Source organism: Actinomycetota bacterium, from assembly GCA_035759705.1.
Classification (GTDB): Bacteria; Actinomycetota; CADDZG01; order JAHWKV01; family JAHWKV01; genus JAJCYE01.
In genome coordinates this window covers 1-12,400 of record DASTUJ010000101.1, presented here as the reverse complement: position 1 = coordinate 12,400, position 12,400 = coordinate 1, and the positions used below count along the sequence as shown (strand labels likewise).

Sequence of the window (12,400 nt, the reverse complement as noted above, 5' to 3'; positions counted from 1 at the left end):
TCGATGAGGTTCTCGAGGTTGCGCCGCACCAGGGGCTCTCCGCCGGTGAGGCGGATCTTCTCGATGCCGTGGCCCACGAAGACCCGGGCGAGCCGCTCGATCTCCTCGAAGGTGAGGAGCTCCTTGCGGTCGAGGAACTGGTAGTCGCTGCCGAAGATCTCCTTCGGCATGCAGTAGATGCAGCGGAAGTTGCACCGGTCGGCCACCGAGATGCGCAGGTCGCGAAGCGGCCGCCCAAAGGTGTCGGTTACCCCTGAGGACCGCTTTTCGACGTCTGAGACGAGTGAGGGTGCCATTCGTTAAGTCTAACGTTCGAAGGGATTAAGAAATTCCCTGCGCTGAGGCTCAGCCCCGATTGATCCGGAAGGTGGGGAAGTTGACCCTGGTCGGAGCGATCTGGTCCTGCGGGCGGGTGCCCTTCAGCAGTTCCCGTGACTTGCGCCACATGAAGAACGACGCCACCGCAAGCAGTAGGCCCCCGACGATGAACTTGAGAGGGTTGGTGACCGAGACGCCCTCTGAATCGCCGGTGTCGATGGGCATGGGATCGCCGCCCGAGGCGGATTCGAACTGCTCAGGAGGAGTTCCGCTGTAGGGGAGCGTCTCGTCGAACGCGGTGCCGGCCGGGGCCGACTTGACGATGGGCGCTATGGCCTTGCCGAACGACTTGTTGAGCGGCACAGCAGGCTTGGGCGACTCCTTGCCGGTCACGATGTTGGTGCCCGGGACCGTCGGCTTGTTGGGGTCGGCGGCCCCCTGGCCCGGAGCCGGCTCCGGCGGAGCGGGGATCGTCAGTGCGGAGGTAGCGCCCGAGGTCGAGTCGATTCCTGCCGCCGACAGCGGGCTCTTCCGGGTGGCCGTCACCTTGTAGGTGAGTGCCTTCGAGTGCGGCGCGTTGGTGTCGGCAGCCGAGGTGGCGTCGCCCGAGTAGACCTTGGTGTAGCTGCCGCCGTCGACTGCGCGGTAAAGCTCGTACCCGGTGATGTCCTTCTCGGGGTTGGCCGCCCAGCTGACGTTGGGAACGTTGTCCTTCAGCACCACCTTGACCCCGGTGGGGGTGGATGGCGGGTTGTTGACCTTCACGCCCGAGATCGTCGCCGTCTTCGGGGCGGCGTTGGAGTTGGAGGAGGTGGCGGTCGCCTTGATGTCGTAGGTCCCGTTGTAGTCCGGGTTCACGTTCCAGGTGGCGGTGAAAACCGAGCCCTCCCTCTTGCCCAGCGACCCAGGCGCTCCGGGCCCGCTCACGGTCACCTCGATGGTGACCTTCTCCAGGCCGAGCCCGAGGATCGGCAGGGAGTCCGGCTCCGACTCGACCTTGATCGGCACCCCGCCGTTGACCGGCTGGGAGGTCGACGGCGCCTGATGGAACACCGGGCTGGTCATGGCGTAGGCGGGCGAAACCCAGACGGCCGCGAACACCAGGCCGGTGAGAACCGCCGCTGCTCGCCGCATCTAGATTTCCTCCGTGCTGATCAGCTTGGCGCGGGCGACCAGCCGCTGTTTGTCGCTCCCGCGGGGATGGCAGGTGGTCAGGGTCAACATGGATTCCGGAACCTGTTCCGCCACCGACCAGTCGTTGGCGGCGACCACCCAGGGGTTCTGGTGACCGCCGAAGCCACCGATGACCTCGTAGGTGTGCTTGGCGAACGGGGTTTCGAGGATGACCTTGTCTCCTTGCTTCAAAATTTCGAGGTTGGCAAACGGCTTGCCGTAGGTGGTGCGGTGGCCGGCAATCGCCACGTTTCCGGGCTCACCCGGAAGGGGGGTGTTGGGGTAGTGGCCGGCGCCGGTGTTCAGGGCTTTGTTCGACGTGCCTTCGACGACGATCGTATCGGTCTTCATCGCCGGGATCATGATCCTGGTGAGGGGCTGCGCATCGCCGATCTGTCCCTTGCTGTAGGCGTCTTTGAGGTCGCCGCTGGCAAAGGCTGCGCGAAGGTCGTCCTGGGTGTTGCCCGCGCGCCAGTCCGTGTAGAACGGATAGGCGACGAAACCGGCGGCCCCGATCGCGGTGCACACCGCGAGTGACGCCAGTCCGAGGGCCACAAAACGCCGGCCCTTCACAGTCAGTCTTGCCACTATTTCACCTCGAGCCGTTCAGCCTCCCCGGGGGTCGCTGAAGTCGCTTGAGGCGGCTCCGGGGAAGAGGGGGAACAATTCTATCGGGTGTTGCTGAAATGGCTCGGTCCTTTTTTGGACCGAGCCATTTCGGGTGATCGTCTTCTCGGTGTTAGGAGGTGCCGTCCGACCTGCGCAGCCTGCGGTAACCCGCCGCCGAGAGTATCGAGATCAGGCCGAGGCCCACCGCCGAGCTCACGAACAGGACGTTGTTGCCACCGGTACGAGGCAGGGGAGCAGCAACCTGCGGCTGCACCTTCGGCACCAGGACCTTGACCCCGCCGGCCAGAGCCAGGTTGATCTTGGCCCCTCCTTGAGCAGTGTCCAGGCCGCAGTTGGCCGTTACCGCCGCCGTGTCGATGAAGTTGCCGGCGGGCGAGTCCTTGTCCACGTTGACCGTTATCTTCAACTGTTTACTGCCCTTCGGATCTATCGGGCCCACGTCGTTCCAGGTCAACACCTTGCTGTCTCCGGACACCGAGCTTGCCGCCGGTTCCTGGCCCTTGATCGTGTACTTGATCTTGGGGTTGGAGACCTCGATGGTGTCGACGACCTTGACGTCGGTCAGGGTGCAGTCGTAGGGGTTGTTGATGTCGATGGTGTAGACGAAGTCGCTGCCTGCGTTGACCGGGTCCGGGTTGGCGGCCTTGGCCACGTTGATGTCGGGGCACTGGATGCCTCCGGCAGGAACGGTGGCTGCAGCCTCCATGTGCCCGACTCGCACGTCCGCCAGCTCGAGGCCGGGGATGAGTGAGTTGGTCAGTCCTCCGAGGACTCCCTCGGCGGTCGGCAGGAGTGCGAGCTTGACCACGTCAACCGATGCCTTGGCGGAGGTGCCGTCGGCGCTCTCGACGATGGTCGGGTCCGGGTTGAGCTCCAGGTCCACCAGGCCGAGGCCGAGAAGACCGCCTTCGCCGCCCAGCAGGCCGGTGACGATGTCGTCGACTCCGAGCAGCTGGTTCAGCGTAAGGAGCACCGAGTCGACCACGGGGCCGACAACGGGGAGGGACTGGGTGATGGAAAGCACCGGCGTGTTGCCGGCGGTGCCGGGCATGTACTGAACGTACGCCTGGCCCTGGATGCCGGTGGCGACCACTCGCATGGTCCACTCGCCGAGAAGCTCAATGGTGATCTCCGCGCCCGGGATGCCCTGGAACAGGACGATGGGAGCGAGGGTCTGCTTGACCTCGGTCATCAGGGCGACCTTGTCGCCGATGACTGCGCCGGCCTCGTTGGTTTGGGGAACGAGACGGGTGCGGGTCGAGCTGCGAACGGCGCCTGGGTCCTGGTCACCGGGGTCGGTGCCCAGAAGGGCGTCGGTCAGTGAGCTGAGCGGACCGCCGAGAAGCTGCAGGTCGGCTGCATCGCCCTGTCCGTAGCTCATGTCCGCGCCCAGGATGCAGGTGTTGGCGTCGTAGCGAGCCTGCGCCCGACCCTCGAGCGCACCCACGGCGAGCACGCCGGGGAGAGCGTTCGACAGGTCTACGGCGCGCTGGATCACGAGCTCCGTGGAAGGCGGCGCAGCAGCAGCAGCCTGCTGTCCGGCCAGAAGGCTTCCGCCGAGCAGGTTGGCGTCGAGGCCGAAGCCCGCGCCGTAGCTGTTCTTACCGGCAACCGTGGGGGAAACCGTGCGGCCCAACTCGTCGACCACCGGTGCTGAGAGGCCCTTCGAGTTGACCGACGCACCCGCGAAGCCGACGTCGGCCTTGACCGTCGGCGTGGTGCCTATGGTCAGCGCGTCGACGTGGAGGTAGGTGCCGGTCGCGTAGCCGGAGAATGCAGCGTCCTTGAAGGGCACTGCGGCACCGGCCGGTGGCGCCAGCATCAGGAGCAGCGCCAAGAGCGAGACTAGCGCTCCGAGCCTGCGTCCCATTTTCTTATTCCTGGACATGTGGGGTTTGTCTCCTCTTGCTTGAAAAAGCGTTATGTCGCTGTTTGTGCGGTCATGCTATTTGAAGTGGTTGTGCCGAATCCAGTAATTCCGGCAATACGTATGCGAGCCGTCAAGCTGGTGGCTCCCCGTGGCCGGGGCCAGCTTTCAGGCCTATGGATACTCCCCGCTACTGAGCGTGCTAAGAATTCACCAAGCGTGAGTTGTTGTCAAGACTAAATTGACGGTTTCGGGGTCGAGGTTGGGAAAATCCGAGCCCGCCCGCAGCCGCTTGCCATGAACTCTAAACGGCCCGGAGGACAAGGGTTTCCGGGGGGCGTGAAACTACCCGGTGGGGCCTTCGGAAATGAGGATCTTTTCGAGCATCAGGACCACGCCCGAGGCCTCGTCGGAGTCGATCCTCATCGGGGAGATGGAGGCCCGGCAGCGGATCGTCCTGCCCCTGCGGTCGACCGCGTCGATCTCGGTCTCGTAGTGCTCCGACGCGCCGCGTAACGAGGCGGTCAACGCTGCGGCGAGGCCGTCGACCGGGAGGCCGGTGTCGAGCCCGAGAAGGGGAGAGCCGACCACCTCGTCCTCGGAAAGTCCCCACAGTTCCTTGCTGTGCTGGTTCCAGAGCTTCACTTTCAGAGCTGAGTCGAGCACTATGACCGAGGCCCGGACGCTGGACATCATCGTCTCGAGAAACCGGTTCAGGCGGTTGAGCTCGGCGGTGCGGCCCCGCAGCTCCTCGTTGGCGGCCTCGAGCTCCTCGTTGGTCGACTGGAGCTCCTCGTTCATCGTCTCCAGCTCCTCGTTGGTGGCTTGCAGCTCCTCGTTGGTCGTCTCCAGCTCCTCGTTGGTCGACTGGAGCTCCTCGTTTGTGGTCTCCATTTCCTCGTTGGTGGAGTGAAGCTCCTCGATGGCCGTTTCCAGCTCCTGGTTGGACTGCTGGAGCTCGTGCCGCAGGCTGCGCTCGCGGCTCACGTCGTAGAAGTGGACCCCCACACCCAGGACCCGGCTGCCGTTGTCGTGGAGGGGGACGATGTCGATGTTCAGGTACATGTGCTCCCCGAGCGCCTGCCACTCAACCCCCTTGAGAGAGATCTTCTTCTGATCGCGTTGGGCCCTCTCCAGGAGCGGTTGCAGCTGCGCCGGCCGCCAGGACAGCTCCAGGTCCTGGAACGGCCGGCCGACGTCGTTGGGCTGCAGGCCGAAGATCTCCCGCGCCCGGGCGTTGGCCAGCACCAGCAGGCCGGTGCTGTCGACCATGATCTGGGCCACCGACGCTCCCTCGAAGACCATCTCCCTGGCCCGGACGTGGTTGGTCAGCTGGCCGAGGGCGTCGTGGTCGCCGGACTGGGCCAGGAGCATCAGCCGGTCGCGGGCCTCCCGCTTGGGCCCGCGGGCGAAGACCCGGCGCTTGAGGTCGACCGGAGTAAAGGCCCGCCCGTAGCCGGACATCATCTCGGCCTTTCCCAGCAGCAGGATGCCGTTTTCGTTCAACCCGAAGTAGAAGCGACTCATGATCCGGGCCTGGGCCTCGCTGTTGAAGTACATCAAGGTGTTGCGGCAGGTCAGGATGTCCACGTGGGATATCGGCGCGTCCTGCAGGAGGTCGTGCCTGCCGAAGATGACGGAGCGGCGCAGGTTCCGGTCGAAGGTGAAGTTGCCCCCGGTCTCCTCGAAGTAGGTCTTCAGCAGGTTCCCCGGAACCGACTCGACCTGCTTCGCCGAGTACACACCGGCCCGGGCGGCGGCCAGGGCGTCGGTGTCGATGTCTGTGGCGTACACCTTCACCCGTTCGGCAACTGCCTCGGGCCCCATCAGCTCCGCCAGGACCATCACCAGGCTGTACGCCTCCTCGCCGGACGCGCAGCCGGCGCACCACACCCGGATCGGCTCCGACGGCAGCTTGCGCTCCAGCACCCTCGGGATGGCCTCGTCGCGCATGTAGTCCCAGATCTCGGGGTCCCGGAAGAAGTCCGTGACGTTGATGAGGATGAAGTTGAACAGGTGTTCGTACTCGGACGGGTCGACCTGGAGGCGGTCCAGATAGAGGCCGTAGGTCTCGATGCCGAGCGACTGCATGCGCCGGTTGATCCGCCTGGACAGCCCGGTGGGCTTGTAGTCGGCGAAGTCGAAACCCCGGGTGCTCCGGATGTGATTGAGCAGCAGGTCGAGATCCGGGTCGATCGGTTCTTCCATGTTTCTAGGCTACCGAGGTCAGCCGGGTTAGCGCAGCGGCGATCTGGTCGAGAGGCAGGATGTGGTCGACGTCTCCGGTGTCGATGGCGGCGCCCGGCATCCCGAAGAACTCCGAGCTCAGCTCGTCCTGCACGATCACAACGCCCCCGCTCCGCTTGATGGCCCGTACGCCGGTCGCCCCGTCGAAGCCGGTTCCCGTTGCAACCACCGCAATCGCCCGGCTGCCGAAGCTCTCGGCCACCGACTGAAAAAGAAGGTCGGCCGACGGCCGGACAAAGTGCACAAGATCGGTCGACGTGAGCTCAAGGGTCCCCTCGGGCCCAACCAGCAGGTGGTAGTCCGACGGAGCCGTGTAGACGCACCCGGGAACGATTCGCTCGCCGTCCTCCGCCTCCTTGACCCGTAGGGGGGTCTTCCGGGCAAGGATCTTCGCCATGATGCTCTCCCGGCTGCGGGAGATGTGCTGGACCACGACGATCGGTGCCTGGAAGTCGGGGGTCAGCCGGGACAGGATCTCGTCGAGTGCATGAAGCCCGCCCGCAGACGTGGCGATGGCGACGACGCCGAATCCGCTGCTCGGGCTCACTGCGTCACCGACAGCTTCCCGTGACATCCCGAGGGAGTGTGTCGAGGGCTAATGGGGCCCCGGACGTTCCGCCGTCCGGGCCGGAAGGGCCTCGATGATCCTGCGGGATTCAACCCTGGCTGCGCTGAGTGCCCGTCGGTGCTCTGCGAGGGAGCTCCGCAGAGCCCGGTTGGTGCGACGGTGATGCTCGGCCCTTTCCAGGACGGCCGACGTCCTCTGCCGGACTTCCGCAGCGCCGCTCAGGGCGGCCTGGTACCGGTCCGCCGACATCGCGAACCGCTCGCGCCGGGACGGGATGCGAAGGGTGATGGAGCCCTTGGCGCCCTCGGCCGAGTAGTCGACCACCTGGGCGCCGAAGCGGTCGCAGATGGCTTTGGCGGCTCGGACTCCGAGGTCCATGGCGACGAAGTCGGTTGACTGCCGGACTACGGGAAGCCCGTCGGTCACAGCCTGCCCCGCTTTCCCAGTCGTTTGGACATCCGGATCACGGTGTGCCCCGTGTCCTTGACGGTCTCGACGTGGACCCTGTCGACCAGATCCGAGATCAGCAAGGTCTCCTCGGGGCTGATCCGGCCCTCCTCGGCCCACACCCGGATTACGTCCTGGTCCTCGACCGTCACGACTATCTCGTTGTTGCCCGCCTCCCAGCCGAGGACGATGCTGGTGTCGAGGCTGTGGCGGAGCAACAACGCGCAGGCGTCGGACACGGCCAGCACGATGTCGTTGACCTCCTGCGGGCCGAGGTCGATCCCCAGCGCCCTGGTCCTCACGAACTCGCGGACCGGGAACAGGCTGGTGGTGTCGGCGGGAAAGTTCTGTTTCACGCAACAATGCCCTTGGCGCGAAGCCCCTGGGCGTTGGCGACGATTTGAAGCGCGATGTCCCGAACCTTCACGTTGCCCGTCTGGCTGGCTTTCAGCAACAGCGAGAACGCCTCGTCCGGCGAGATGTGCTCCCTGGCCATCAGGACGCCCTTGGCCTGGTCGATGACCGCTCGGGACTCCAGCGCCTCCTTCAGCTGTTCCGTGAGCTCGGTGGCCTGCCAGTAGAGGTTGGAGTTCGCTATGACGACGGCCCCGTGGGATGCGAGGTTTGCCGCGCGCTCGAAGCTGCTCTCGGTGAACGCGCTCTCCCGGGTGCTGAAGACGGCGAGGGCGCCGAACGTCGAGCCGTTGGCCGGCAGGGGTTGGGACATTACCGATGCGATGCCGGAGTAGAGGGCCCGGTTGGAGAACTCGGGCCACCGTTTCTCGGTCACCAGCGACGAGCTGACCTGCCTCTTGCCGGTCCTAAGGACGTCCACCGAAGGTCCCTCGGCGAGCTGGACCTCCAGGGCCCCGATGCCGTCCCCGAGCTGGTCGCTCGACGCGGCGCAGGTGGTGTGTCCGGCGTTTCGTACGATGACTGCGGCGGACTGGGCTCCCGGGATCTCGGCGACGGCCAGCTCGGCCAGGAGCCTGCAGGCGCCCTCCGGGGTGTAGTCCGAGACCATGACCCGGGAGAGGTCCCTGGGGAGGTCGGGTGCCTCGAATGTGTCGTCGACCATCTTGGAGAGCCTCGAGACGACGAGGTTGTCGAGCTTCTCGACCGCAGCCGTCCTCTTCAGGAGGCGCTCGATGGCCCGCTGGGGCCTCAAAGCGACGAGCTTGCTCGAGGAGCGTGCGAGAGTGCGGGCCAGACTGGTGAGGCGGTCAAGTCCTGCGCCGTCGACGAAGGTCAGGCGCGTCAGGTCAAGGTGGAGGTCGCCCCCGGCGGATGCCGCCTCCTCAACCGGTTTCATCTGGTCGAGGCAGGAGAGGTCGAGCTCGCCCACCAAACGAAACCCTCGTGGTTCTGTCTGGTAGATCCTCAGAAGATCCATCAGGGCTCCCTCCGAGTCCGTCCCGGCTCAATCCGATTCCTGGAGGAACGGTTGGCCTGGCTCACCCAGGATATACCCGGGCGCAAACCCCCTAAGCGGGTTTCTGCGCCCGGATGCCTCCCAGGGTTTCGGTAATCCCTTCCGCGTCCAGAACATCGGCCATCAGGCCGACCTGCTCCTCGAACACGTCTTCGGGTATCTCGGAGCGAATTTCTTTTTCGAGAATGTGGTAAACGTCGAGGCCCAACTGGACCTCGGTCAAGGCGCCTGCGTAGGTCGGATCTCCCAACACCACGGTTTCCGCTGAAATCTGCGCACTTTCGGCGTCTGGGGATCCCAGAAGCACGAGCAGATTTTCAGGGCCGTGTTGTTTGGAGAGCGCCAGGATTACCTCCTGGTGGTGCAGGTCCATGGCCCCGGAGGCCGTTCAGACAAAGCACTCCGTGGCGGCAAACGCCACCGTTGCACTTCCCACCGCTTCGACGCAGGCCTGGATGGCGCCGCCGGAAACCCCGTCGCGTTCACCCAGGACAACCACCTGCTTGTTTTCGAACACTTTCACCTCCTTATATGGATCGACATTTTGGCGGACCCGCTCGACTCGCCAAGAGAATAACCTGGGTCGATGCCGGCACCGCCTCCCGAGAAGCTACCCCGTAACCCCGCGGGCGATGCTTCGGCGCTTCGCGACAGGCTGGCCGCCGCCTATCTGTACCTGGTGACCCCGGCGACCCCGCGAGCCGGGGACCTCGACGAGCTGCTGCCCACGGTCCTCGAAGCCGGCGTCGACGTGGTGCAGCTTCGGGAGAAGCATATGGAGGCCGGGCCCCTCCTTCGTTACTGCGAGATCGTCCGCCGCCGCACCAGCGAGTTCGGCGCCCTGTTCGTGGTCAACGACCGGGTGGACGTGGCCGTGGCTTGCGGCGCCGACGGCGTCCACCTCGGCCAGGACGACCTCCCGCCGGCCGAGGCCCGCCGCCAGCTGGGGCCCGTGCCCCTCATTGGGCTGTCGACCCACTCGGAGGCGCAGTTCCTTGCCGCGCTGGCCGCCGGCGCCGACTACGCCGCAGTGGGCCCCGTCTTCGCCACCCCCACCAAGCCGGGCCGGCCGGCCGTTGGGCTCGACCTGGTCGGTTTCGTCGCCGACCGCGCCGACCGGCCGGTCTTCGTCATCGGCGGGGTCGACCCGGCCAGCCTGTCTCGAGTACTGGAGGCCGGGGCCCGCAGGGTGGCGGTCGTGAGGGCCATCGTCGAAAGCGCCGACCCGGCGGCGGCCGCATCGCTCCTGAGCTCAGCCCTCAGGCCGCGCGGCGCCCGGAACGGCTTCAGCCGCTAGGCGCGCTGCGTGGACTAAACTTGGATCATGCCCACTTCAGATCAGGTTATGGAAGCACTAAAGGTTGTTCAGGATCCCGAGATCGGCATCAACATCGTCGACCTGGGCCTGGTGTACGAAGTTGCCGTCACCGACGACGGTGAAGCTCAGATCATCTTTACCCTCACCTCGGTGGGTTGCCCCGCAGGCGCACAGATCGAAAACGAGATTCGCGAGGCAGCAGCAAGCGTTGAGGGGATATCTAGCGTCACCTCCGAGATGACTATGCAGCCCCCTTGGGGGCCGGACAAAATGAGCGAGCTTGCGCGATCCGCGCTCGGCTTCTTTTAAGAGACGAACCACATGGCGGCGGTAAATGAGGGCCTGGGCGTCCGCGCGTCCGGCGGACAGAGAGGCTTTTGATGAACGAGTTCTGGAACAGGTTCAAGTGGTACGTGATCGGCGCCGGAGTGCTCCTGCTGATCGCTGTCGCGGTCACCACGGGCCTTCTGGTGGCCAACAACAACGAAGGCCCGGTTGTCGCAGCGCCCGAGCGAACCGCCGCTCCCGGCGAAGAGCTTCCGCGCGTCGAGAAGGTGGAAGGCCAGGAGTTCGAGGGAAGTGGCAGCAAGAAGGTGACCTTCAAGGCGGGCGGGGGACTTACCGTGTTCACCCTCAACCACGAGGGCCGCGCGAACTTCGTCGTTCAGTACGGCTCCGGCGACACCCAGAACCTTCTGGTCAACGAGATCGGCAACTACGAGGGTTCCAAGGCCGTCGGGCTTCCGGTGGGCGACTACACGCTGGACATCGCCACCAGGGGCAAGTGGAGCGTGGACATCGACCAGTCGGTGCCGACCGAGGCGCCGCTGCCCCCCAAGAAGCTCGAGGGTGACAAGGCGGCAGCTTCGGAGTTCTTCTCCCTCAAGGCCGGTCCGGCGAAGTTCCGGATCACCTACAAGGGAGCCGGGCTATTTGCCCCCCAGCTGATCAACTCGGCGGACGGTTCCGTGGTGACGCTGCTGGCCAACGAGCTGAGCGACTTCACAGGTGAGAAGACGGTGGAGATATTCGCCGACGGCATCTACGTGGTGGACGTGACCGCCTCCGGGCCCTGGACCATCGACGTATCGCAGTAGCTGCTTCTCGAGGCTGCCCGGGATGCTTGACTTGGTCCCGGGAAGCCTCTACCGTTGTCACGAACACGTGTTCGACCGTGCGAGGTGGAGGTTGAGCGTCCGAAGGTGAAACTCTCCGTGCGTCTCCTTCGGACGCTCGTCCCACCCCGGTGACCGGCCCGGCCGGGAACTGGTCGAGCCCCATCCTCCACGCCGACCTGGACGCCTTCTACGCGTCAGTCGAGACCCTCAACGAGCCGTCGCTCCGGGGCAAACCCGTGATCGTCGGCGGCACTTCCGGCCGCGGCGTGGTCACCTCCGCCTCCTACGAGGCGCGCCGGTACGGCGTGCGCTCCGCTATGCCCACCGCCCGGGCCCGCCGGCTTTGTCCGAACGGCATCTTCGTCCAGCCGAGCTTTCCGGCTTACATCGCCAAGTCGAAACAGGTCAAGGAGGTGTTCGATACCTTCAGCGTCGCTGTGGAGCCCCTCTCGCTCGACGAGGCGTTCCTGGATCTCAGGAAGGCCTGGAGGCTCTGGCCCGACCCTGCGACCGCTGCAGAGGCCCTCAAGGACCGTGTGCTCCGGACCACCGGACTGGTGCTTTCGGTCGGGGTGGCGCCGAACAAGTTCATCGCCAAGCTGGCGTCCCGCATGGCCAAGCCGGACGGGGTGCTGGTCGTCCCGGCGGACCGGGTCGCGGAGTTCTTGAACCCGCTGCCGGTCGGCCACCTGTGGGGGGTGGGAGAGCAGACCGCCGCCGTTATGGAGCGGCTTGGGCTGAAGACCATCGGGGACGTGGCCGCGTGCCCGCCCTCGGTTCTGGAGAGGGCGCTGGGGTCGCACGGAGCAGGGCTGTCCCAGCTTGCTTCGGGCCGGGACGGCCGGGAGGTGGTCGCCGATCTGGTCGCAAAGTCGGTGGGCGCGGAGGAGACCTTTCAAACCGACCTGGTCGAGGAAACCGCAAAACTGGGCGCCCTCCTCAAACTCTCGGACCGGGTTGCCTCCCGACTGCGCGGGCGGGGGATCAGCGGGAAGACCGTGAGCCTCAAGGTGCGCCTGTCCACCTTCGAGACGTTCAGCCGGTCCAAGACACTCAAGCAGGAGATCGACGGCGCCACCGCGATCTACGGGCTGGCCCGGGAGCTGCTCGAGTCGTTCCTGGAGGGCAAGCCGCCCAGCCGGCGCCGGATCCGCTTGCTGGGGGTCTCGGTAACGAACCTGTCGCAGTGGCCGGCCACCGAACAGATCGTGTTCGAGAGGCAGCCCGAGTGGGGGGCGGCTGAAATCGCCCTGGATCGGGTACGAATGAGGTTTGGGGAGGA

14 protein-coding genes are annotated in these 12,400 nt (G+C 65.7%); 4 read left to right on the top strand and 10 right to left on the bottom strand.

Features of this window, described 5'->3' with window-relative positions; genetic code table 11:
- The 10 genes from VFV09_06940 to grdA all read right to left on the bottom strand — a co-directional run.
- Positions 1-296 (bottom strand): radical SAM protein (locus VFV09_06940; GenBank protein HEU4867447.1); only part of this gene is annotated, 296 nt, incomplete at its 3' end.
- A gap of 49 nt (positions 297-345) precedes the next feature.
- Positions 346-1,452 (bottom strand): hypothetical protein, encoded by a 1,107-nt coding sequence (locus tag VFV09_06935; GenBank protein HEU4867446.1) that lies wholly within the window; start codon positions 1,450-1,452, stop codon positions 346-348.
- Entirely contained in the window at positions 1,453-2,079 is a 627-nt protein-coding gene (locus VFV09_06930) for a class E sortase (protein HEU4867445.1), read from the bottom strand.
- A gap of 151 nt (positions 2,080-2,230) precedes the next feature.
- Positions 2,231-3,991: a hypothetical protein gene (locus VFV09_06925; GenBank protein ID HEU4867444.1), complete on the bottom strand. Its 1,761-nt coding sequence runs from the start codon at positions 3,989-3,991 to the stop codon at positions 2,231-2,233.
- Positions 3,992-4,333: 342 nt separating this feature from the next.
- Complete coding sequence (locus tag VFV09_06920; protein ID HEU4867443.1) at positions 4,334-6,196, bottom strand: CheR family methyltransferase; 1,863 nt, start codon at positions 6,194-6,196, stop codon at positions 4,334-4,336.
- 4 nt (positions 6,197-6,200) lie between these two features.
- Entirely contained in the window at positions 6,201-6,809 is a 609-nt protein-coding gene (locus tag VFV09_06915; GenBank protein ID HEU4867442.1) for a chemotaxis protein CheB, read from the bottom strand.
- 21 nt (positions 6,810-6,830) lie between these two features.
- Positions 6,831-7,229, bottom strand: a complete 399-nt coding sequence (locus VFV09_06910) for a hypothetical protein (protein HEU4867441.1) — start codon at positions 7,227-7,229, stop codon at positions 6,831-6,833.
- Positions 7,226-7,606 carry an ATP-binding protein gene (locus VFV09_06905; protein HEU4867440.1) on the bottom strand — a complete coding sequence of 127 codons (381 nt, stop codon included), beginning with the start codon at positions 7,604-7,606 and terminating at the stop codon, positions 7,226-7,228. Before VFV09_06905 ends, VFV09_06910 begins: the two co-directional genes overlap by 4 nt.
- Positions 7,603-8,643, bottom strand: a complete 1,041-nt coding sequence (locus VFV09_06900; GenBank protein HEU4867439.1) for an ANTAR domain-containing protein — start codon at positions 8,641-8,643, stop codon at positions 7,603-7,605. Before VFV09_06900 ends, VFV09_06905 begins: the two co-directional genes overlap by 4 nt.
- 91 nt (positions 8,644-8,734) lie before the next feature.
- Positions 8,735-9,199 (bottom strand): glycine/sarcosine/betaine reductase complex selenoprotein A, encoded by a 465-nt coding sequence (gene grdA / locus VFV09_06895; GenBank protein HEU4867438.1) that lies wholly within the window; start codon positions 9,197-9,199, stop codon positions 8,735-8,737.
- 69 nt (positions 9,200-9,268) lie between these two features.
- Between grdA and thiE the strand changes: the two genes are divergently transcribed.
- The 4 genes from thiE to dinB all read left to right on the top strand — a co-directional run.
- Positions 9,269-9,979: a thiamine phosphate synthase gene (gene thiE, locus VFV09_06890; protein HEU4867437.1), complete on the top strand. Its 711-nt coding sequence runs from the start codon at positions 9,269-9,271 to the stop codon at positions 9,977-9,979.
- Positions 9,980-10,006: 27 nt separating this feature from the next.
- Positions 10,007-10,309: a metal-sulfur cluster assembly factor gene (locus tag VFV09_06885; protein HEU4867436.1), complete on the top strand. Its 303-nt coding sequence runs from the start codon at positions 10,007-10,009 to the stop codon at positions 10,307-10,309.
- 71 nt (positions 10,310-10,380) lie between these two features.
- Positions 10,381-11,097 (top strand): hypothetical protein, encoded by a 717-nt coding sequence (locus tag VFV09_06880; GenBank protein ID HEU4867435.1) that lies wholly within the window; start codon positions 10,381-10,383, stop codon positions 11,095-11,097.
- Between the two features lie 149 nt (positions 11,098-11,246).
- A partial coding sequence (gene dinB / locus VFV09_06875) for a DNA polymerase IV (protein ID HEU4867434.1) occupies positions 11,247-12,400 on the top strand: 1,154 nt, incomplete at its 3' end.

Excerpts from the sequence above, each read along its gene's own strand:
- VFV09_06935 (HEU4867446.1), bottom strand. The coding sequence starts at position 1,452 with ATGCGGCGAGCAGCGGCGGTTCTCACCGGCCTGGTGTTCGCGGCCGTC.
- VFV09_06925 (HEU4867444.1), bottom strand. The coding sequence starts at position 3,991 with ATGGGACGCAGGCTCGGAGCGCTAGTCTCGCTCTTGGCGCTGCTCCTG.
- VFV09_06885 (HEU4867436.1), top strand. The coding sequence starts at position 10,007 with ATGCCCACTTCAGATCAGGTTATGGAAGCACTAAAGGTTGTTCAGGAT.
- thiE (HEU4867437.1), top strand. The coding sequence starts at position 9,269 with ATGCCGGCACCGCCTCCCGAGAAGCTACCCCGTAACCCCGCGGGCGAT.
- VFV09_06915 (HEU4867442.1), bottom strand. The coding sequence starts at position 6,809 with ATGTCACGGGAAGCTGTCGGTGACGCAGTGAGCCCGAGCAGCGGATTC.
- VFV09_06920 (HEU4867443.1), bottom strand. The coding sequence starts at position 6,196 with ATGGAAGAACCGATCGACCCGGATCTCGACCTGCTGCTCAATCACATC.
- VFV09_06900 (HEU4867439.1), bottom strand. The coding sequence starts at position 8,643 with ATGGATCTTCTGAGGATCTACCAGACAGAACCACGAGGGTTTCGTTTG.
- VFV09_06880 (HEU4867435.1), top strand. The coding sequence starts at position 10,381 with ATGAACGAGTTCTGGAACAGGTTCAAGTGGTACGTGATCGGCGCCGGA.